This window comes from Niveispirillum fermenti, from assembly GCF_048066175.1.
Classification (GTDB): Bacteria; Pseudomonadota; Alphaproteobacteria; order Azospirillales; family Azospirillaceae; genus Niveispirillum; species Niveispirillum fermenti.
On record NZ_JBLTXA010000003.1, the window covers coordinates 290,019 to 310,306 of the forward strand.

Sequence of the window (20,288 nt, forward strand, 5' to 3'; positions counted from 1 at the left end):
AGACCGATGCGCGTCGTCATCGCCCATCTGCTGTGGCCCTTTCTGGTCGCTATCTGCATCGCCGGCTATTGGTATGGCTGGCAGTCGGGTCATGCCGTGCTGGCTTTCAACGCGACCTATTTCGGCCTGGCCGCCACCCTGTTGGTTTTGGAAAGGGTGATGCCTTATGAACGGGAATGGGCGAGAAGCGATGGACAGCTTTTCAACGACATCGCGCATACGCTGCTGAACAAGGGGCTGGGGCAGGTGATCGCCGCTTCCATTGCCATCGCGGGGCTGGACCATGCAGGGCCGCAGACGGCCAGCGGCTTCTGGCCGGGCGACTGGCCCCTGTGGGCACAGGTGCTGCTGGCCCTGGTCGCGGCGGAGTTCGGGCTTTATTGGGCCCATCGCACCGCCCATGAATTCCGCGCCATCTGGCATTGGCACGCCATCCATCACAGCGTCACCCGCCTGTGGATTGTCAATACCGGGCGCTTCCATTTCCTGGACAGCCTCTGGAAGACGGCGTTCGCCATGGTCATCGCCGGTGTGCTGGGGGCGCCCAAGGATGTCATTCTGTGGGTGCTGGCGATCACCACCTATATCGGCTTCCTGACCCACTGCAATGTCGACATGCGGTGCGGCCCGCTGAACTGGGTGTTCTCCACACCGGAACTGCATCGCTGGCATCACAACCGCGACCCGATCGAGGGCAATGTGAACTATGGCGAGAACTTCATCCTCTGGGATGTGGTGTTCGGGACCCGCCACCTGCCGGCCGACCGCAAGCCGCCCGTGAATATCGGCTGCAAGGACCCGGTGCCGGACACCTTCCTGGGCCAGCTTGCCTACCCGTTCAAGGCGTGGGCCCGGCGAGACTTCTTCAACAGCCGGAAGGCGGCCTGACGGGCCGGCCGGTGGTGTTCGCCGGTCCTGTAGTGCTACCGCCACCGCTACCATCGCGGTGGCGAAACAATCTGCGCTTCTGCGCGTTGGAACAAGCTGGCGAGCCGCGTCGCCATGTGCTTTGCTGCGGGCGACGCATCTCTTAACCAACATCAGTTCGGGTGAACCAAACATGACCCTGGCGCACAAGTTCCATCCCACGGTCCTGCGCGAATATGACATCCGCGGCATCATCGGCAAGACGCTGACACCCGACGACGCCCGTGCCATCGGCCGCGGATTCGGCACCATGGTGGTGCGGGGCGGGGGCAGCAAGGTGGCCATCGGCTTCGACGGCCGCCTGTCCTCACCGGAACTGGAGGCGGCGGCCGTGGAAGGGCTGAAATCCACCGGTCTGCACGTGGTGCGCATCGGTCTGGGCCCGACGCCCATGCTGTATTTCACGGTGCGTCATCTGAAGCTGGATGCCGGCGTGATGATCACCGGTTCCCACAATCCGCCCGACTATAACGGCTTCAAGATGATGCTGGGCAAGGGCCCCGTCTATGGCAGCCAGATCCAGGAGATCGGTCAGATCGCCGCGGCGGGCGATTTCGCCACGGGCGATGGCACGGACGAGACGATCGACATCCAGGACACCTATGTCGACCGCCTGGCGCAGGATTATGACGGCACGGCCGATCTGAACGTCGTCTGGGACAATGGCAACGGCGCGGCCGGGGAGATCCTGCGCCGCCTGGTGAAGAAGCTACCGGGCACGCATACGCTGCTGTTCGACCAGATCGACGGCACGTTTCCCAACCATCACCCGGACCCCACCATTCCGGAGAACCTGGAAGATGTGATCCACAAGGTGGCCGACCGGAAGGCGGACCTGGGCATCGCGTTCGATGGCGATGCCGACCGGATCGGGGCCGTCGATGAACGCGGCCGCATCGTCTGGGGCGACCAGTTGGTCGCCATCTATTCCAAGGATGTGCTGGAGGCGTTCCCCGGCGCCACCATCATCGCCGATGTGAAGGCCAGCCAGACCCTGTTCGACCAGATCGCCAAGCTGGGCGGCAAGCCGCTGATGTGGAAGACGGGCCATTCGCTGCTGAAGGCCAAGATGGCCGAGACGGGCAGCCCGCTGGCCGGCGAGATGTCGGGCCACATCTTCTTCGCCGACAAATATTACGGCTTCGACGACGCGCTTTACTGCGCCGTCCGCCTGCTGGGCCTGGTGTCCCGCCGCGGCAGGCTGTCGTGCTTGCGTGACGAGTTGCCCGATGTGCTGAACACGCCGGAGGTCCGGTTCCAGGTCAGCGAGGAACGCAAGTTCGCCGCGGTGGAGGAGATCAAGGCCCGCGTCAAGCAAGAGGCAGCCGCCGGCGGGATCGAGGTGAACGACATTGATGGTGTGCGCGTGAAGACGCCGGACGGCTGGTGGCTGCTGCGCGCCTCCAACACCCAGGACGTGCTGGTGGCGCGCGCCGAGGCGTTCGCCAATGACGGGCTGGAACGGCTGAAGGATGCGATCAAGGGTCAGTTGTCGGCCAGCGGCATTGCCGCTCCGGCCGATTTCTGATCAGCGATTCCCTTGAGAAGCGGGAAAGGGCCGGTGGAGGTGTTCCGCCGGCCCTTTTCCTTTCCGTCCGGGCACATGCCGGCCCATGGAAAGCCGCCCGTTGGTGGTGCCGGCCTTTGATGTCTGGCCGGTATCAGGCGACCAGCCGCCCGGCGGCGGCCGTCAGGTCGCGCAGCCGCTCCACATCCTCATCCCGCCATTGTCCCGGCTTCAGGCGCCAGCCCCAGTTACCATCGGGTTGGCCCGGCACATTCATGCGGCCTTCGGTACCAAGGCCCAGCACATCCTGCAGGGGCGTGATCGCCAGTTCGGCATTCACGCCCAGGGCGAAGCGGATCAGGTCCCAATGCAGTTCCCGCCCGTCGGTGTTCAGGTAGGAACGGATGCGCTGTCCCAATTCCCCGTCCAGGCCCCCGCGTGACGCGACCCAGCCCAGGATCGTGTCATTGTCGTGGGTACCGGTATAGAAGACGGAATGCGCGGCATAGCGGTTGGGGTCGTAGTGCCAGGGCTCGAAATGGTCGCCCCACTCGAACGGGAGCACGCGCATGCCGGGGAACCCGAAATGGTCGCGCAGCCGTTCCACCTCCGGTGTGATGATGCCCAGATCCTCCGCGATGATGGGCAGCGGGCCGTGGGCATCGCGCAGGGACTGAAACAGTTCGTAACCCGGTGCCGGCACCCACTGGCCATGGATGGCCGTTTCCTCCTGCGCGGGGATTTCCCAATAGCTTTCAAATCCGCGGAAATGGTCGATGCGCACCATGTCGACCGTTTCCAGGGTGCGGGCGATGCGCCGCCGCCACCAGGCGAAACCTTCCGCCCTGTGGGCGTCCCAGCGATAGAGCGGGTTGCCCCAGCGCTGGCCCGTGGCCGAGAAATAATCGGGTGGCACGCCGGCCACGACGGTGGGCTGGCCGCGTTCGTCCAGCGCGAACAGGTCGCGGCGGGACCAGACATCGGCGCTGTCGCCCGCCACGAAGATGGGGATATCCCCCATGATGTGGATGCCGCGCTGGTTGGCCTCCTTCTTCAGGCGCATCCATTGCCGGAAGAAAAGGAACTGCTGCACCTTCACCTTCTTGATGTCGAAGGACAGCGTATGCCGGGCTTCCCCGATGCCGATGGGATCGCGCGCGATGTAGAGCGCGTTCCATTCCGGCCACGCCCTGCCCTGGTGGCGGGCCTTCAGCACGGTGTAGAGCGCATAATCATCCAGCCATTCGGCATCGTTGCGGGCGCGGAACAGCTCGAAATCGCCCCACTCCTCGTCATCGGACGACCGTTTCAGGAAATCGCCGGCCACGATGTCCAGTGAGGCCAGCTTCATGGCGGCCACCCCGTCATAATCCACCCGCTCCGGCCCGTTTCCGGGCAGACGGTCCAGCAGGGCGGAATCGGCCAGCCCGTCGGCCACCAGATCGTCGAAACTGATCAGCAGCGGGTTGCCGGCGAAGCTGGACAGGGCCGAATAGGGGCTGTTGCCCAGGCTGGTCGGGGCCAGCGGCAGGATTTGCCATATGGTTTGCCCCGCAGCCTGGAGTTGCGCCAGGAAGGTGCGGGCAGCCGGCCCCATGTCCCCGATGCCATGCCCGCCGGGCAGCGAGGTCGGGTGCAGAAGGATGCCGCTGGCGCGCTGGTTGATCATGGGGCCGGTTCTTTCCTGGGGCTGGTCGCAAACGCGGAGGGGGCGGCGGGCAAGGGGCCGCCATTCCTATCAGGCCGACCCATGGCGCCCATGATTTCGCAACCCATGTTGCATTGCAACAGTTGCGCGCGCCGGTAACGCTGTTACAGTCTTGGGATCAGGAAGCGGGCGTTGTTGTTACGGGGGACAGATGCCGGAAGCGCCATTGCCACGGGGGATCGGCAAGCAGGGACCGCAGGCGGCCAAGACCGCGCTGGATCGGCTGTTCGACCATGTGAACCGGGTGATCCTTTCCCGCCAGCACCCCATCACCGGGTTGTTGCCGGCCTCCACGGCCGTGACGGTGCATGGCAACTACACCCATGCCTGGGTGCGCGACAATGTCTATTCCATCATCGGTCCCTGGGCCCTGTCGCTGGCCTATCGCCGCCGCGGCGACAGCGCGGCACGCGCCCGCCTTCTGGAACAAAGCGTGGTGAAGACCATGCGGGGCCTTTTGCAGGCCATGATGCGTCAGGCCGCGAAGGTGGAACGGTTCAAGCAGACCCAGGCGCCCCTGGACAGCCTGCACGCCATCTATTCGGCCAGCACGGGCGAGGCCGTCGCCGCTGACGATGGCTGGGGACATCTCCAGATCGACGCGACGTCGCTGTTCCTGCTGATGCTGGCGCAGATGACGCGGTCCGGCATGTCGCTGATCTACACGATGGACGAGGTGGCCTTCGTCCAGAACCTTGTCCATTACATCGGTCCCGCCTATCGCATCGCCGATTTCGGCATCTGGGAGCGGGGACGCAAGATCAATGACGGGGCTGTGGAACTGAACGCCAGTTCCATCGGCATGGCCAAGGCCGCCATGGAGGCCATGCAGGGGCTGGACCTGTTCGGGGAGGATGGGGGCCGGGTTGCCGTCATCCACGCCGTGCCGGACGAGATCGCGCGGGCCCGGGCCACGGTGGAGGCACTGCTGCCGCGCGAGTCCGGATCGAAGGAGGTGGATGCCGCCCTGCTGGCCATCATCGGCTGGCCCGGCTTCGCCGTCGACGTGCCTGATCTGGTGGAGCGCACGCGCGCGGAGATCCTGTCGAAGCTGGGCGGCCCCTATGGCTGCAAACGCTTCCTGACCGACGGGCACCAGACCGTGCTGGAGGATCATTCCCGCCTGCATTACGAGGCGGGCGAGTTGGAGCGGTTCCGTGGCATTGAAAGCGAATGGCCGCTGTTCTTCACCTATTTCTACGTCACGGCCCTGCTGACAGGGGATGCGCGCGGGGCGGCGCAATGGCGCGAGCGGCTGGAAGGGCTGCTGGTGGAGCGCGGGTCCGACACGCTGCTGCCGGAGCTTTACATCGTGCCCGCCGACACGGTGGAGGCGGAGCGCGCCAGCCCCGGCAGCCAGGCGCGCATCCCCAACGACAATGTGCCGCTGCTGTGGGCGCAAAGCCTGTTCATCATGGGCCTGCTGCTGGACGAGGGGTATCTGTCGGCCGGCGACGTCGATCCGCTGAACCGGCGGGCCAAGCTGAAGCCCAAGCCGCCGGTGCCGCTGCGTCTGGTCGTCCTGGCTGAGGACGAGCCGGTGCAGGCCGAACTGCGCGGCCATGGCGTCTTCTGCCAGACCCTGTCCCAAGGCGGTGGCTCCATCCATATCTGCCATGTCGATGTGCTGGTCGGGGCGCTGGCCGAACTGGGGCGCTGCGAGGCGCTGGGGCTTTCCGGTCGGCCGCCGCGCCGGCTGGGCACGCTGATCACGGCCAACGGCTTCCGCTTCGCGGGGCAGCCGGCCGTCATCGTGCCCACCTTCGTCGATGAACAGGACGGTTTCTATTTCACCTATGACCACCGGTTCCTGGTCGAACGGCTTTTGTCGGAAATCGCCTATATCAACCGCACCTGGACCTTCACCAAGCCGCCGTTGCTGGTCTTTCCCGTGTCCAAGGGCATGGCGGCGGGCGAGGGGTTCGCCGAACTGGCCCGCACGCTGGCCGATCTGCTGGCGGGCAGGGTGCCGGACCTGGTGGTGCGTGGCGGCGATCTGGCCGACACCTATGCTGGGTCCCGCATCATCGCCTTCGACCAGATTGCGCCTTCCTGCCCGGTTTCCGCCCGGCCCGTGCGGGCGCGCGATGCCGGTGCCGGTTTCGATTTCGCGGCCCCGCCGCCGGGTGCGGAGGATCGCCGCTGGATCGAGGAGGGGGACACGCCCTGGCTTGCCCGGTCGCTGGACGGGGAGCGGCGGGCCGACTGGCACCTGCTGATGCTCTCGCTGCTCTGGCAGCGCCAGGGGCGTGATTTCGTGCCCGATGGCGACAGCCGGCCCCTGTGGCAGCGGGCGGAGGATCTGTACCGCGCCGCCGGCCATGCCGGGCACTGGGACATCGTCCGGCCGCTGGCCTGGCTGATGGACCGGCATGACGAACGCCTGCAGGACGCGGTGAAGGAGATCGTGGTCCGGCAGAAACACGTGATTCTGGGCGACTGTGCGCGGGCGGGCGCGGTCGTCGACCGGCCACTGGCGAATGCGGAGATCAGTCACCGGCTGGCCGCCATCGGCGGCGACCCGGCGACGCTGATGCTGCGGGAAGAGATGCTGCTGTTCAGCGGCACGCTGATCAAGGCCAGCCCCGAACTGTTCCGCTATACCCTGTCGGCCCGGCCAGCCGATCTGCTGGGCCTGCTGGTCCGGTCCGTCGGCCGGCAGCGCGGCGTGTCGGAGGCCGCGGCGCTGGAGATGCTGAAGGGCGAGGGACCGCACACGATCCTGACGCGCTTGCGCCGGCTGATTTCCCGCTGTCCCGGCATGACGGGGGATTTCTGTCTGCCCGTCCTGTCGCGGGCCTGCGCCGTGGACCGGCCGGAATTCGCCATGGAGGGGGACCATTGGTCGGCCCACATCCTGACGGGCGGGGACTGGTGGGGCTGGCGCGACACGGCCGGCACCCTGCTGCCCGTGCCCGACGAATTCTTCCACCGCGTCTGGGGTCTGCTGCGCCATGGCGACGGCCTGATCATCGCCGATCCCACCAACCATGACATGCGCCTGGACAGCGCCACCCTGCGCGCCGACCGCACCCCCGGCGAGCGCGACTTCGCGCGCGAGGTGGAAAGCCGGCTGGATCGCATCATGAACCCCGAATACCGGCAATTGACGGTGGAGGCGCTGTGGGCGGTGTCGGAGATGCTGTCGGTGCATAGCGAGGTGCGGCTGCCCGGCCTGATTTCCACCGACCGTATCATCGCCACGGCGGTGGCGCGGCATTGGTCGCTGAAGCATCCGGGCATCGGCGATCCCAACGGGGCAACGGCCTGGAAGGGGTTTTACAACCTGTCCCCCGTGACGGCGGCCGAACATCTGGCCACCGGTGCGCTGATGCTGGCCGGCCTGGCCGACGGCGTGCCGGACGCGGCCTGAGGGCGCATCAGCCCGCGTCCGCCCCGTCCAGCCGCAGCCGCAGGGCCAGCAGGTCCTTCCAGGCTTCCCGCTTGGCGGCCGGGTTGCGCAGCAGATAGGCGGGGTGCAGCATGGGGATGGCGGTCACCGACTTGCGCAGGCCGGCCGATCCGTAATCGAACCATCGGCCGCGCAGGCGCGTGATGCCTTCGGTACGGTTCAGCATGGCCTTGGCACTGATGCCGCCGGCGAAGATCAGGAAGTCGGGCGCCAGCAATTCGATATGCCGCACCATGAACGGCATGCAGGCCGCGATCTCGCTGTCGGTCGGGCTGCGGTTGCCGGGCGGGCGCCAGGGCAGCATGTTGGTGATATAGACGGCCTTGGCCGGGTCTTCGGCATGGCGGTCCAGCCCGATGGCGGCCAGCATACGGTCCAGCAACTGCCCCGCGGGCCCCACGAAGGGCAGGCCCTGCCGGTCCTCGTTCTCGCCCGGCGCCTCGCCGACCAGCATGATGCGGGCCTGCCGGCTGCCCATGCCGAACACCAGATTGGTGGCCGTCTTCTTCAGCGCACAGCCATCGAAGGCGGCCAGCGCCGTCTTCAGCGAATCCAGGTCATGGGCTGCGGCCGCCGCGGCGCGCGCCGACTGTCCGGCTTCGTTCGCGCCAAGGGGAGGTATGTTCCCGATTTTAGCCTGTTGTGCATTCTCTGCTGGTCCCGCGGCCGGTCCCGGACCCCGATCCGGCGGCAATGAGGCGGCCGGTTGGGGTGCGGCGGGGGGCGGTGACGCACCGGCCGCCTTGCCGCGCGCCCTGATGGCCACGGCCGACCAGTCGGTCGGCGTGTCCTCGATCGCCTCGTCAACCCCGGCATCCAGCAGGAAGCGCAGGGCCGATACGGATTCTGCAAGCCCAATCATGGTTTGACCCTACCATCCGCCTATGCTGTCTTAACAGCGTCGTAGAGGACCGGCCCCGCTGGATGGGCCGGCAGCCGCGCCATGGCTGGATCGCAGGGACCGCATGACAAGGTCCCGCCGGCCGGTGCGGGCTGTAATGGAAGCGGTGGGACGGGGTATGGAACGCGAATCGATGGAATATGATGTCGTGATCGTCGGCGCGGGGCCTTCGGGCCTGTCCGCGGCGATCCGGCTGAAGCAACTGGCCGCGGAAAAGGGTCAGGAGGTCAGTGTCTGCGTCCTGGAAAAGGGATCGGAGGTGGGGGCCCACATCCTGTCGGGCAACGTCATCGATCCGCGGGGGCTGACCGAACTGATCCCCGACTGGAAGGAAAAGGGCGCCCCTCTGAACACCCCCGTCACCGACGACCGCTTCTACATGCTGTCGGAAAAGGGTGGCATCCGCGTTCCGAACTTCCTGCTGCCGCCGCTGATGCATAATGACGGCAACTACGCCATTTCGCTGGGCAATCTCTGCCGCTGGCTGGCGGGCCAGGCGGAGGAACTGGGCGTTGAGATCTATCCCGGCTTCGCCGCCGCGGAGGTGCTTTACAACGAGGATGGCAGCGTCAAGGGTGTGGCCACCGGCGACATGGGCATCGGCAAGGATGGCGAGCCGACGGCCAACTACACGCCCGGCATGGAACTGCACGGCAAGTATACTTTCTTCGCGGAAGGCGTGCGCGGCAACCTGTCCAAGCTGCTGATGGAGAAGTTCGATCTGCGCTCCGACTGCGACGTGCAGAAATACGGCATCGGCATCAAGGAACTGTGGCAGATCGATCCGGAAAAGCATCAGCAGGGTCTGGTCATCCACACCCAGGGCTGGCCGCTGGATTCCAAGACGGCCGGCGGTTCCTGGATGTACCATCTGGAAGAGAACCAGGTGTCGATCGGCTTCGTGGTGAACCTGGATTACTGGAACCCGCATCTGTCGCCGTTCGAGGAGTTCCAGCGCTTCAAGCAGCACCCGTTCGTTCGCAAATATCTGGAGGGCGGCAAGCGCCTGTCCTATGGCGCGCGCGCCATCAATGAGGGCGGGCTGCAATCCGTGCCGAAGCTGGTGTTCCCCGGCGGGGCGCTGATCGGCTGTTCGGCCGGCTTCGTCAACGTGCCGCGCATCAAGGGCACCCATAATGCCATGAAGACGGGCATGCTGGCGGCCGAGGCGGCGTTCGCCAGGCTGGCATCCGGCGTGGGGTCCGGCGACACGCTGGACGCCTATGAGGCGTCGTGGAAGCAAAGCTGGGTTTACGAGGATCTGTACAAGGTCCGCAACGTCAAGCCGGGCCTGAAGGCCGGGCTTATGCTGGGCAATCTGCATGGCGGCATCCAGATGTGGGCGCATGATCTGGGGCTGGGCAAGCTGCTGCCCTACACCCTGCACCATGCCAAGCCGGACAATGAAAGCCTGGTTCCCGCCAACATGGCGCGGAAGATCAAGTATCCCAAGCCCGATGGCGTGATCAGCTTCGACCGGCTGTCCTCGGTGTTCATTTCCAACACCAATCACGAGGAAGACCAGCCGGCGCACCTGAAGCTGAAGGACCCCGGCATCCCCATCGCGTACAACCTGCCCAATTATGACGAACCGGCGCAGCGTTACTGCCCGGCCGGGGTGTACGAGGTGATGCGGGATGATGACGGGTCCAACCCGCGCTTCGTGATCAACGCGCAGAACTGCGTGCATTGCAAGACCTGCGATATCAAGGACCCGCTGCAGAACATCGTCTGGACCGTGCCGGAAGGCGGCGGGGGACCGAACTATCCCAATATGTGACGAGCCCCTCCGCGTGCGGGGATATGGGACGGTCAAGGGGCGGTGGCGCAGGCTGCCGCCCCTTTTCCATCTGGCGGGATTGATATTGCGCCCGCCCGGATGCAGGACAAGAATGCCGCCATCCGTTTCCACCGCCGATCGCGACCATGCCGCCGACCCTTGCCGACCTGACCGATGCCATCCGTGCCGGCACGCCCCTGCGTATCGCGGGCGCGGACAGCAAGGCGGGGTTCGGCCATGCCGTGACGGCGGCGGCGGACCTGTCCGTGGCCGGCCTGGACCGCATCATCAGCTATGAGCCGGAGGAACTGGTCCTGGTGGCCGAGCCGGGACTGCCCCTGACGGTTCTGCAGGCGACGCTGGCAGCGCGCAGCCAGACGCTGGCGTTCGAGCCGCCGGACCTGGGGCCGCTTTACGGCCGGGCGGCGGGGCAGGGGACGCTGGGCGGCGTGGTGGCCTGCGCCCTGTCGGGGCCGGGGCGCCTGCGTGCCGGGGCCTGCCGTGACCATGTGCTGGGCATGACGGCCCTGTCAGGGCGGGGGGAGCTTTTCCGGGCCGGCGGCCGGGTGGTGAAGAATGTCACGGGCTTCGACCTGCCCAAGTTGCTGACGGGTGCGCATGGCACGCTGGGGGTGATGGTGGAGATCGTGGTCAAGGTGCTGCCGGCCCCACCCGTGTCCCGCACCCTGGTGCTGGCCGGGATCGACGGGGCCGCCGCCACCCGCGCCCTGGCCGATGCGCTGGGATCGGCGGCGGAGGTGGCGGCCGCCGCCTGGACACCGGCCGGCCTGCCGCTGCACGACCTGCTGCCCGACCGCACACCCTGCGTGCTGCTGCGCCTTGACGGGGTTGCGGCGTCGGTGGCGGCGCGGCTGGCCACGCTGGAACGGCTGCTGGCGGGACGGGCCGCCATGGGTGTGCTGGATGGTGGGGAGACGGCGGCTCTTTGGGCCGGGCTGCGCGATGCGCTGCCGCTGGCCGACCGGCCCGACCTGGATGTCTGGCGCCTGTCGGTGCCGCCCATGGCGGGCATGGATGTGCTGGAAGCGGTGCGGGCCCGGGTTCCGCGCGCGCGGGGCTGGCTGGATTGGGGCGGCGGGCTGGTCTGGCTGGGCCTGCCTGCCGGTATGACCGATGCCGGCGCCGCTATCGTTCGCGGTGCCGTGGGGGGCGCCGTGGGGGGCGATGGCCACGCCACCTTGATGCGGGCTTCCGACGCCGTGAAGGAAACGGTGCCGGTCTTCCACCCGCCGGCGCCCGCCCTGGCCGCATTGACCGCCCGCGTGAAGGCGCAGTTCGACCCGGGCAATCTGCTCAACCCCGGCCGCATGGGGTTCTGACCGGCATGCAGACGCATTTCACCCTGGCGCAACTGGCCGACAGCGGCACGGCGGAGGCCGAGCGCATCCTGCGCGCCTGCGTCCATTGCGGCTTCTGCACGGCGACCTGCCCCACCTATCTGCTGACGGGAGATGAGCGTGACAGCCCGCGCGGCCGCATCTACCTGATCAAGGACATGCTGGAGAGCGACCGGCCGGCCGGCCCGGTGGAAACCCACCATATCGACCGCTGCCTGTCGTGCCTGTCCTGCATGACGACCTGCCCGTCGGGTGTGCATTACATGCATCTGGTTGACCATGCGCGCGCGCATATCGAACGGACGGGCCGCCGGCCGCTGCCGGACAGGCTGCGCCGGCTGGCCCTGCGCCTGACCCTGCCCCATCCGGGGCGGTTCCGGGCGGCCATGGGTCTGGCGCGGGTGGCAAGGCCGTTCCGGACCCTGCTGCCGCGCGCGATGCGCGGCATGCTGGACCTGGCACCGGCCCGCATCCATGGGCGCACGGCACAGGAAGGACCGGCCCATTTCCCGGCCGAGGGGCGGCGGCGGATGCGCGTCGGCCTGCTGCCCGGCTGCGTGCAGCCCGCCCTGGACCCCGCCATCAATGAAGCGGCGATCCGTCTGCTGACCCGCCTGGGGGTGGAGGTGGTGGTGGCGAAGGGGGTGGGCTGCTGCGGGGCGCTGACCCATCATATGGGCCATGACGGCCATGCCTTCGCCGCCGCGAATATCCGCGCCTGGATGGCGGAGGTGGAAGGGCCCGGCCTGGACGCCGTCATCGTCACGGCCAGCGGCTGCGGCACCACCGTGAAGGATTACGGCCATATGTTCCGCGATGATGCCGCACTGGCCGGGCCGGCGGCCCGCATCGCGGCCCTGGCCCGCGACGTGACGGAGGTGCTGGCCCAATTGGGCCTGCCCGCCGGCATCACCCCGCCCCGGCCGCTGCGCGTCGCCTATCATGCCGCCTGCTCCCTGCAACATGGGCAAAGGGTGAAGGATGCGCCGCGCGACCTGCTGCGCGCGGCGGGCTTCACGGTTCTGGATGTGCCGGAAGGCCATATCTGCTGCGGGTCGGCCGGCACCTATAATCTTTTACAGCCCGACCTGGCCGGCCAATTGCGGGCCCGCAAGGTGGCGGCCATCGAAGGAACGCGCCCCGATGTCGTGGCGGCCGGCAATATCGGATGCATGACGCAGATTGGATCAGGCACGGCCCTGCCCGTTCTGCATGTCGTGCAGTTGCTGGACTGGGCCACGGGCGGACCGGCACCGGCCGCGATGGTTTAGCAGGGGCCGGTGCGGCGGCCTCTACCCGGCGCGGCGGGCCGCATCCAGCGCCATGGCCATGGCCTCCACCCGGGCCAGCCGGGTCGCGGCCAGGGTCGGATCACCCAGGCGGAAGGCATCCAGCAGCAGGCGCAATTCGCCCTGCATCTCCGTTTTCACCGCTTCCAGGGCCCGGGTGCGGGCACCGGCGTCGGGGGCTGCGGCCAGTGCGATTTCCCATGGCCCGCCATTGGCCGGCCGGGCCGGGGCATCGCCGGTCAGGTCCAGCAGGGCGCGGGCACGGGCTGCGGGATCGCGCAGCACGACCGCCGCCCGCGTCTGGGCCTGCCGGTGGGCGGCGGCATGGGCCGCGGCCGCCTCACCCCTGGCGGCGAAGCGGGCCGGTGCCAGGATGCGGGCGAAGCCGGCCAGTTGCCGGTCAATCGCGGCCATGTCCAGTTCAAATGACGCTACCAGTCCCAGCCGCGTGAAGGGATCGGCGGCCCCCGGCGGCTGGATGGCACCGCAGCCATGGCAGAACAGGGCGCGGGCCGAGACGTTGCCGGCGCAGTGCCAGCAGGAAAGGGGGGCGTCCAAGGGGCGTCTTCCTTCAACGGGTGGAACGGCGGCGTCGTCAGCCGGCGGGCCGGGCGCGGCCGGTCAGCGGGATGTAGGTGGCCAGAAACCTGTCGATATCCCGGTCGCCGCTGTCCCAACCCAGGCTGACGCGGATGGCGGAGCCGGCCACCTCCTCCCCATATCCCATGGCTTCCAGCACGGGGGAGGATTTGACCGTGCCCGATGAACAGGCAGACCCCGCCGACACCGCGATGCCGGCCAGGTCGAAGGCCATCAACTGGCTGTTGGCGGCCATGCCGGGAAGGGCCAGGCAGCTTGTATTCGCCACGCGCGGGCTGCCGGTTCCGATGATGCGCACCTGCGGGGCCGCCTGACGCACGGCTGCCTCCAGCCTGTCGCGCAGGGTGGCGATGCCGGCATAGCCGTCCAGTCCGGCCAGTGCCTCGCGCGCCGCCGCGCCGAATCCGGCGATGCCGGCCACATTTTCCGTTCCGGCCCGCATGCGCCGTTCCTGGCCCCCGCCGCACAGCAGCGGGACCAGCGGCACCGATGGGGCGGCCAGCAGGGCGCCGACGCCCTGCGGCCCGCCGATCTTGTGGGCAGACAGCGTCGCCAGGTCCAGCCCGATGGCCTGCATGTCCAAGCCGATGCGGCCTGCGGCCTGCACCGCGTCGCTGTGCAGCCAGCCGCCATGGCGATGGACGATGGCAGCGATGGCGGCTAGCGGCTGGATGATCCCTGTCTCACTGTTCACGGCCTGGATGCTGACCAGGGCGGGGGCGGGGTCGGCGGCCAGCAGCCGGTCCAATGCCTCCAGATCAATCAGCCCGTCGGGCCGCACGGGCAGGATGCCGGCCCCCGGCCCGCCGCATCCGGCCACCGATGGGTGCTCCGTGGCGCCCAGCAGCAGCCGGCGGCCCGCCGGTGCCGCCAGGGCCAGGGCATGGTTGTTCGCCTCCGTCCCGCCCCCGGTGAGGGTGATCCAGGCCGGTGGCACCCCGGCCAGGGCGGCCACCTGCTCGCGCGCATCCTCCACCAGCCGGCGGGCCCGGCGGCCATGATTGTGGATGGAGGAAGGGTTGCCCGTCACGTCCAGCGCGGCGACCATGGCGGCTCTGGCGGTGGCGCGCAGCGGTGCGGTGGCGTTCCAGTCGAGGTAAAGGGGGGCCGGCATCGGCTGTTTTTCCGCCAAAGGCTTGATTTGCCCCTGCGAAGAGGCTTGAACACGAACATGGGCGCTGTGGTATAGTCCGCCCCCGTCCCATCGCGGTTAACGCTTTGGGACAGTCCCGTGGACGGCGGGGCGCGTCCTTGTCCGGCGCGTGTCGACGGCCCACTCCCCGCCTTGAGGCATCCTATAGAATGACAGGGATGGACGGTCAAGAATCGCTCATGCACCAGGGCCGCAAGGCTTCGGGCGGTGCCGTGGCCGATGCCGTTCCCGCCCTGATCCTTGCCCCATGCATGTCTGACCGGGACCGGTGAAGCAATGCCTGACGTGATCATGAACGGCCCGGCGGGCCGGCTGGAAGGACGCTACTCCCACAGCAAGCTGCCGAATGCGCCCGTGGCGCTGCTGCTGCATCCGCACCCGCAGCATGGCGGCACGATGAACAACCGTGTCGTCTATACCCTGTTCCACGCCTTCACCAAGCGTGGCTTTTCCGCCCTGCGCTTCAATTTTCGCGGGGTGGGCCGCAGTCAGGGCACCTATGACCGGGGGGAGGGGGAATTGTCCGATGCGGCCAGCGCGCTGGACTGGCTGCAGACCTACAATCCCAATGCCTCCTCCTGCTGGATCGGCGGGTTCAGCTTCGGTGCCTGGATCGGGATGCAATTGCTGATGCGCCGGCCCGAACTGGACGGTTTTCTGTCCATCGCGCCGCCGGCCAACATGTTCGATTTCTCCTTCCTGGCGCCGTGCCCTGCCTCCGGCCTGATCGTGCATGGCGACCGGGACGAGATCGTCCCCGAGGCGTCGGTGACGCGGCTGGTCAACAAGCTGTCGGCGCAGAAGGACATCAAGATCGATTACCGCCGTGTCGAAGGGGCCAACCACTTTTTCAACGAGAAGGCCGACGATCTGGGCCGGATCGTTGATGATTACCTGGATGTGGCCCTGTCAAAGCCGGCGGGTGCCGCCGCTGGCTGACGGGCCGCAAGCCTGGCCTTCAGGAAACGGGCGGTGCCGCCGGGCCCGCCCGTTTCGCTGTCCGTCCCGCCGGTTTCCGCGTGGGCGCGCGTCCGCCTGTCGCCCGCGCCGTCCGTGACCACCGTCGCAATGGCGGTCATCCCTGCCGAAACGGTGCTTTACTCCGTCGCCGCGGCTTCGTAACACATCGGCATTGTCTGGTTTGGGAGTGCTGGCGCAATGCCGAAGATGGTGTTCATTGAGACCGATGGCACCCGCCGCGAGGTGGATGCCCCCCTAGGCCTGTCGATTCTGGAGGTGGCCCGCCGCCATGATATCGACCTGGAAGGTGCGTGCGAGGGATCGCTGGCCTGTTCCACCTGCCATGTCATCGTCACGCCGGAATGGTACGATCTGCTCCCCGACGCGGAGGAGGATGAGGAGGACATGCTGGACCTCGCCTTCGGCCTGACCAAGACCTCCCGTCTGGGGTGCCAGATCCGGATGGTGCCGGAACTGGACGGCCTGACCGTGAAGCTGCCGGGCGCCAAGTAAGGTCCCCGATGGCCCCGTCCCCCCGGACCCTGCCCGATCTGGCAACGCCCGATGGCCTGTTCGACCGGCTGCGCGCCGCGTGCAGGCCATCCTGGGACCGTTATGTCCGGCACGGTTTCGTGGCGGGTCTGGGCGACGGCACCCTGCCGGAAGCATGCTTCCGGCATTATCTGGTGCAGGATTACCTGTTCCTCATCCATTTCGCCCGCGCCTATGCGCTGGCCGCCTTCAAGGCCGACAATCTGGCCGACATGCGGGCGGCGGCCCGTTCCATGGCGGCCATCCTGGATCTGGAAATGGGCCTGCATGTGAAATATTGCGCCGGCTGGGGCCTGGACGAGGCGGCGATGCAGGCCACGGCGGAAGCGCAGGGCACCCTGGCCTATACGCGCTTCGTGCTGGAGCGCGGGTTGGCCGGTGACCTGCTGGACCTGCATGTGGCGCTGGCCCCCTGCATCATCGGCTATGCGGAGATCGCGGCCAACCTGCTGTCCGATCCGGCCACGAAACTGTCGGGAAACCCCTATGGCGACTGGATCGCCATGTATGCCGATCCGGAATACCGGGCCGTGGCGGCGGGGCAGGTGGCATTGCTGGACCGGCTGTCGGCCACGCGCGGCGGTGCTGCGCGGTTCGCCGACCTGTCGCGCAGCTTCGATGCCGCCAGCCGGCTGGAGGCCGGGTTCTGGGACATGGGCCTGGGGCTGCTGCCATGACGTCGCCGGTGTCGGCCCGGCCCGACCGGCTGACCCTGCTGGCCCCGCTGCTGCTGGTACTGTCGGTTTCCATGCCGCCCATCGGCGGCGCCTTGGCCAAGGAACTGGCGCAGGGGCATGACATTCTGGGGCTGGCCTTCCTGCGCAATCTGCTGTCGGCCCTGGTGCTGCTGGCCTGGGTGCGGCCGGATCCGCGCCGCCTGACAGGTGCGCAATGGGCGGCCGCGTTGGGCCTGGGCGCCGCGCTGGCCGTCATGAACGCCAATTTTTACCTGGCGCTGGAACGCCTGCCGCTGGGCGTGGCCGTGGCCGTGGAATTCCTGGGACCCCTGTCCGTTGCCCTGCTGGGCAGCCGCAGGCCGCTGGATTTCCTGTGGCCGGTGCTGGCGCTGGGCGGGGTGCTGCTGCTGACCCCGCTGACGGGTGCGGCGTCGCTGGACCCGCTGGGGCTGATGTTCGCGGGCATCACGGCCGTGGGCTGGGCCGGCTATATCCTTCTGTCGCAGCGCACCGGCCGGCTGATCCCCGGCATGTCGGGGCTGGCACTGGCGTTGGCCGCTGCGGCGCTGTTCACGGCGCCGGTGGGCCTTCCGGCGGCGGGACCCTATCTTGCCACCCCGGCCCTCGCGCTGCAGGTCGCGGCTGTGGCCTTGTTCTCCACCCTGTTGCCCTACATTCTGGAATTCCTGGCGTTGCGGCGGGTATCGACGGCGCTGTTCGGCATCATGATGGCCATGGAGCCGGCCCTGGCCGCGCTGGCCGGGCTGCTGCTGCTGGGGGAACGATTGTCGCTGGCCGCCCTGGTCGCCATCGCGCTGGTCTGTATCGCGGCCCTGGGGTCAAGCCTGACGCGGCGATAGGCCCCGCGCGATGAAGCCCGTGCGCACCCCCGCCAGCCAGTAGAAGCCGATGGTCGCGGCCTGCACGGCGGCGAATTCCAGCACCTCCGCCACGCCCTGGAAATCCGGCGGGTCGGGATCGGTCAGGGTGGTCACGCCGGGGAAGGGCAGGGCGCTGCCGCCGATGAAGATGGAAAACAGGATATTGTTGACGATATGGACGCCCATGGCGGCTTCCAGCCGGCCGAAGCGTACCGTCGTCCAGGACAGGAAAAGGGCCATCACCATGATGGCGGCGCGCTGCGTCCAGACGGCCTGGTTGCCGCTGCCTTCATGCGCGGCGGTGAACAATGCCGCCCCGATCAGGGCACCGGGCAGGGCATGGCGGAATGCCACCTGCATCCCCTGGGCCAGATAGCCGCGAAACAGAAGTTCCTCAGCAGAGGCCTGGGCCAGGAACAGCAACAGCGTCAGCGGTAGCAGGGCCAGGAACAGCGCGGCCGGCGTATCCGCCTGCCGCAGGTCTCCGGCAAGCAGGCCCCAGCCCACCTGCACCAGCAACGGCACGGCAAAGACCAGGGCCGAGCGCGCCAGCATGCCCGTGTCGAAGCGGCGGCCCGGTGCGATCATGTCCATGAAGGGCCGGCGGTGCAGCTTGGCCATCACCAGCCACAGGACGGGAATGACCAGGGCGTTGACGCCCAGGAGCAGATAGCTGTCCAGGAAGGCGACATGCCCACGCTGGCGCATCAGCGCCTGTATCCCCAGCACGACAGGCAGGGCCAGCAGCAGCGTGCCCAGCAGCGTCAGGACAAGACCGGCCAGATAGCGCAGGGGCGTCTGGCCCGTGGCCTGTCCCGCCTGGAGAAGGGGGATGCTCGTCATGACGGGTCCGTTCCTTGTGCCTGCCAGCCGCTGGCCACGAAGCCGGTGCGCAGGCCGATGAACCAGTAATTGGCGCAGACCGCGCCATAGACCAGCGTCTGGACCAGCAGCGCATCGGCGCTGAAGGGCTTCTGGGGTGGCGGCTCGGTAAAGCCGCTGACCGACGGCAGCCCGTAATCGGGCTGCGCCACCAGGGTGAAGATGATGATGTTGTGGGCGAAATGCACGCCCATGGCCGGTTCCAGCCGGCCGCATTGCACGGTCAGCCAGGACAGGGCCAGGCTGATGGTCAGGATGTTGGCCTTGCGGTCCCAGCCCGTATCCCATCCGCCCGTATCGTGCAGCAGCAGAAAGATGACGGCCACGGGCAGGGCGGCCATGGCCGCGTGCCCGAACAGCACCTGGAACCCCTGGGTCATGTAGCCGCGGCAGACCATCTCCTCCGCCGTGGCCTGCAGGGCCACCAGCACCAGCATGACCGGCAGCAGGGCCAGCGCTGCCCGCCAGTTGCCCAGTCCCAATTGCCCGCTCATCACGGCCATGACCAGGATGGGGGTGAAGGCCAGCGTATAGGTCGCGGCGGAGCGCGCCATCATGCCCAAGTCCAGATGCTGCTGCGGGGCCACGACGCTCATCAGCGACCGGCCCTGAAGACCCAGGATGATCCGCAGCAGCAGAATGATGCCGGCCAGGGCCATCAGGTCGGCGATGCGGCGGACGGCGGGCGCGCCCGGCGGCAGGTCCATCAGGCCGGTCACGGTCTCTGCCACCCCGCCGGCCGTCCAGGCCAGTGGAAAGACCAGCAGGCCGAGCGCGGCCATGCCCGTCAGATAATGCCAGAAGGAAAGGCGCAGATGCACGCCGACCATATGCACCGGTATCGGCGTCCAGCCGCTTTCGCGCCCTTGTCCCATGCCCTGGTCCGTTCCGCTTGCCTGCTGTTCGGGTTCCGTCGTTCCGGTGTACATGGCCGACCGGCGGACGGGCAAGGCGCGCTAAATCATTTCATGGCCCGGCGGCTTGGCGCATCATGCCGCAAAGCCACGCTAAACCGGAAGGAAGCCCGTCATGATCGACCTTTACACCGCCGCCACGCCCAACGGGCACAAGGTTTCCTGCACGCTGGAGGAACTGGGTTTTCCCTACAATGTGCATGTGATCTCGCTGTCCAGGAACGAACAGAAGGAACCCTGGTTCCTGGCCATGAACCCCAATGGCCGCATCCCCGTCATCATCGACCGGGCAGAGGATTTCACGGTGTTCGAATCCGGGGCCATCATGGTCTATCTGGCGGAAAAGGCCGGCCGCCTGCTGCCCGCCGACCCGAAGGGACGCAGCCGCGTGCTGCAATGGCTGATGTTCCAGATGGGCGGGGTGGGCCCCATGATGGGGCAGGCCAACGTCTTCCACCGCTATTTCCCGGAAAGGATACCGGCCGCCATCGACCGGTATCAGAAGGAGACGAAACGCCTGCTGACCGTGCTGGACGGTCACCTGAAGGACCATGAATATCTGGCCGGCGACTTTTCCATTGCGGACATCGCCAACTGGTGCTGGGCGCGCACGCATGATTGGTCCGGCGTCGCCATCGATGATCTGCCGCACTTGTCCCGCTGGATCGCGCGGCTGGATGCGCGGCCGGGCTGTGCGGAGGGTTTGCTGAAGCCGCCCCGTCAGGTGTCGGCCGCCGAACTGGTGCAGTCGGCGCAGACCATCGTGGTGCGTTGACGCCGGGGGGGC

General features: G+C 67.7%; 17 protein-coding genes. 11 read left to right on the plus strand and 6 right to left on the minus strand.

Going from position 1 to position 20,288, the window contains the following annotated elements:
• Nucleotides 1-6: 6 nt before the first annotated feature.
• Both ACM9LZ_RS04880 and pgmG read left to right on the plus strand, forming a co-directional pair.
• Nucleotides 7-888, plus strand: a complete 882-nt coding sequence (locus ACM9LZ_RS04880; protein ID WP_416618218.1) for a sterol desaturase family protein — start codon at nucleotides 7-9, stop codon at nucleotides 886-888.
• A gap of 172 nt (nucleotides 889-1,060) precedes the next feature.
• Nucleotides 1,061-2,455: a phosphoglucomutase/phosphomannomutase PgmG gene (gene pgmG, locus ACM9LZ_RS04885; protein WP_416618219.1), complete on the plus strand. Its 1,395-nt coding sequence runs from the start codon at nucleotides 1,061-1,063 to the stop codon at nucleotides 2,453-2,455.
• Nucleotides 2,456-2,588: 133 nt separating this feature from the next.
• Here pgmG and malQ read toward each other — a convergent pair whose 3' ends face one another.
• Entirely contained in the window at nucleotides 2,589-4,103 is a 1,515-nt protein-coding gene (gene malQ, locus ACM9LZ_RS04890; protein WP_416618220.1) for a 4-alpha-glucanotransferase, read from the minus strand.
• A gap of 190 nt (nucleotides 4,104-4,293) precedes the next feature.
• Here malQ and ACM9LZ_RS04895 point away from each other — a divergent pair, with 190 nt between their 5' ends.
• Entirely contained in the window at nucleotides 4,294-7,515 is a 3,222-nt protein-coding gene (locus ACM9LZ_RS04895; protein ID WP_416618221.1) for a phosphorylase b kinase regulatory subunit alpha/beta, read from the plus strand.
• A 7-nt stretch (nucleotides 7,516-7,522) separates the two neighbouring features.
• Here ACM9LZ_RS04895 and ACM9LZ_RS04900 read toward each other — a convergent pair whose 3' ends face one another.
• The gene (locus ACM9LZ_RS04900; RefSeq protein ID WP_416618222.1) at nucleotides 7,523-8,416 is read right to left on the minus strand and encodes a uracil-DNA glycosylase; all 894 of its coding nucleotides are present in this window, start codon (nucleotides 8,414-8,416) and stop codon (nucleotides 7,523-7,525) included.
• A gap of 157 nt (nucleotides 8,417-8,573) precedes the next feature.
• On the opposite strand from ACM9LZ_RS04900, the gene ACM9LZ_RS04905 reads away from it, so the two are divergent.
• The 3 genes from ACM9LZ_RS04905 (at nucleotide 8,574) to glcF (ending at nucleotide 12,864) form a co-directional block, all read left to right on the plus strand.
• A complete protein-coding gene (locus ACM9LZ_RS04905; RefSeq protein ID WP_416618223.1) occupies nucleotides 8,574-10,235 on the plus strand; it encodes an electron transfer flavoprotein-ubiquinone oxidoreductase in 1,662 nt (553 codons plus the stop codon).
• A gap of 146 nt (nucleotides 10,236-10,381) precedes the next feature.
• Complete coding sequence (locus ACM9LZ_RS04910; protein ID WP_416618224.1) at nucleotides 10,382-11,575, plus strand: FAD-binding protein; 1,194 nt, start codon at nucleotides 10,382-10,384, stop codon at nucleotides 11,573-11,575.
• 5 nt (nucleotides 11,576-11,580) lie between these two features.
• On the plus strand, nucleotides 11,581-12,864 hold the full coding sequence (glcF, locus tag ACM9LZ_RS04915; RefSeq protein WP_416618225.1) for a glycolate oxidase subunit GlcF: 1,284 nt from the start codon (nucleotides 11,581-11,583) through the stop codon (nucleotides 12,862-12,864).
• A gap of 21 nt (nucleotides 12,865-12,885) precedes the next feature.
• Here glcF and ACM9LZ_RS04920 read toward each other — a convergent pair whose 3' ends face one another.
• Together ACM9LZ_RS04920 and ACM9LZ_RS04925 are read right to left on the minus strand one after the other, a co-directional pair.
• Nucleotides 12,886-13,440, minus strand: a complete 555-nt coding sequence (locus ACM9LZ_RS04920) for a molecular chaperone DnaJ (RefSeq protein WP_416618226.1) — start codon at nucleotides 13,438-13,440, stop codon at nucleotides 12,886-12,888.
• Between the two features lie 37 nt (nucleotides 13,441-13,477).
• Complete coding sequence (locus ACM9LZ_RS04925; RefSeq protein ID WP_416618227.1) at nucleotides 13,478-14,596, minus strand: cysteine desulfurase family protein; 1,119 nt, start codon at nucleotides 14,594-14,596, stop codon at nucleotides 13,478-13,480.
• 315 nt (nucleotides 14,597-14,911) lie between these two features.
• Between ACM9LZ_RS04925 and ACM9LZ_RS04930 the strand changes: the two genes are divergently transcribed.
• The 4 genes from ACM9LZ_RS04930 to ACM9LZ_RS04945 all read left to right on the plus strand — a co-directional run bounded on the left by ACM9LZ_RS04930 (nucleotide 14,912) and on the right by ACM9LZ_RS04945 (nucleotide 17,684).
• A complete protein-coding gene (locus ACM9LZ_RS04930) occupies nucleotides 14,912-15,574 on the plus strand; it encodes an alpha/beta hydrolase (RefSeq protein ID WP_416618228.1) in 663 nt (220 codons plus the stop codon).
• A 219-nt stretch (nucleotides 15,575-15,793) separates the two neighbouring features.
• A complete protein-coding gene (locus tag ACM9LZ_RS04935) occupies nucleotides 15,794-16,108 on the plus strand; it encodes a ferredoxin family 2Fe-2S iron-sulfur cluster binding protein (RefSeq protein ID WP_416618229.1) in 315 nt (104 codons plus the stop codon).
• Between the two features lie 8 nt (nucleotides 16,109-16,116).
• Complete coding sequence (gene tenA / locus ACM9LZ_RS04940; protein WP_416618230.1) at nucleotides 16,117-16,824, plus strand: thiaminase II; 708 nt, start codon at nucleotides 16,117-16,119, stop codon at nucleotides 16,822-16,824.
• A complete protein-coding gene (locus ACM9LZ_RS04945) occupies nucleotides 16,821-17,684 on the plus strand; it encodes an EamA family transporter (protein WP_416618231.1) in 864 nt (287 codons plus the stop codon). Before tenA ends, ACM9LZ_RS04945 begins: the two co-directional genes overlap by 4 nt.
• On the opposite strand, the gene ACM9LZ_RS04950 is transcribed toward ACM9LZ_RS04945, so the two are convergent.
• Both ACM9LZ_RS04950 and ACM9LZ_RS04955 read right to left on the minus strand, forming a co-directional pair.
• Nucleotides 17,664-18,548: a CPBP family intramembrane glutamic endopeptidase gene (locus ACM9LZ_RS04950; RefSeq protein ID WP_416618232.1), complete on the minus strand. Its 885-nt coding sequence runs from the start codon at nucleotides 18,546-18,548 to the stop codon at nucleotides 17,664-17,666. The two genes, ACM9LZ_RS04945 and ACM9LZ_RS04950, sit on opposite strands and share 21 nt — an antisense overlap.
• The gene (locus tag ACM9LZ_RS04955) at nucleotides 18,545-19,462 is read right to left on the minus strand and encodes a CPBP family intramembrane glutamic endopeptidase (RefSeq protein ID WP_416618233.1); all 918 of its coding nucleotides are present in this window, start codon (nucleotides 19,460-19,462) and stop codon (nucleotides 18,545-18,547) included. Before ACM9LZ_RS04955 ends, ACM9LZ_RS04950 begins: the two co-directional genes overlap by 4 nt.
• A gap of 154 nt (nucleotides 19,463-19,616) precedes the next feature.
• Here ACM9LZ_RS04955 and ACM9LZ_RS04960 point away from each other — a divergent pair, with 154 nt between their 5' ends.
• The gene (locus tag ACM9LZ_RS04960) at nucleotides 19,617-20,276 is read left to right on the plus strand and encodes a glutathione S-transferase family protein (RefSeq protein WP_416618234.1); all 660 of its coding nucleotides are present in this window, start codon (nucleotides 19,617-19,619) and stop codon (nucleotides 20,274-20,276) included.
• Nucleotides 20,277-20,288 lie beyond the last annotated feature (12 nt).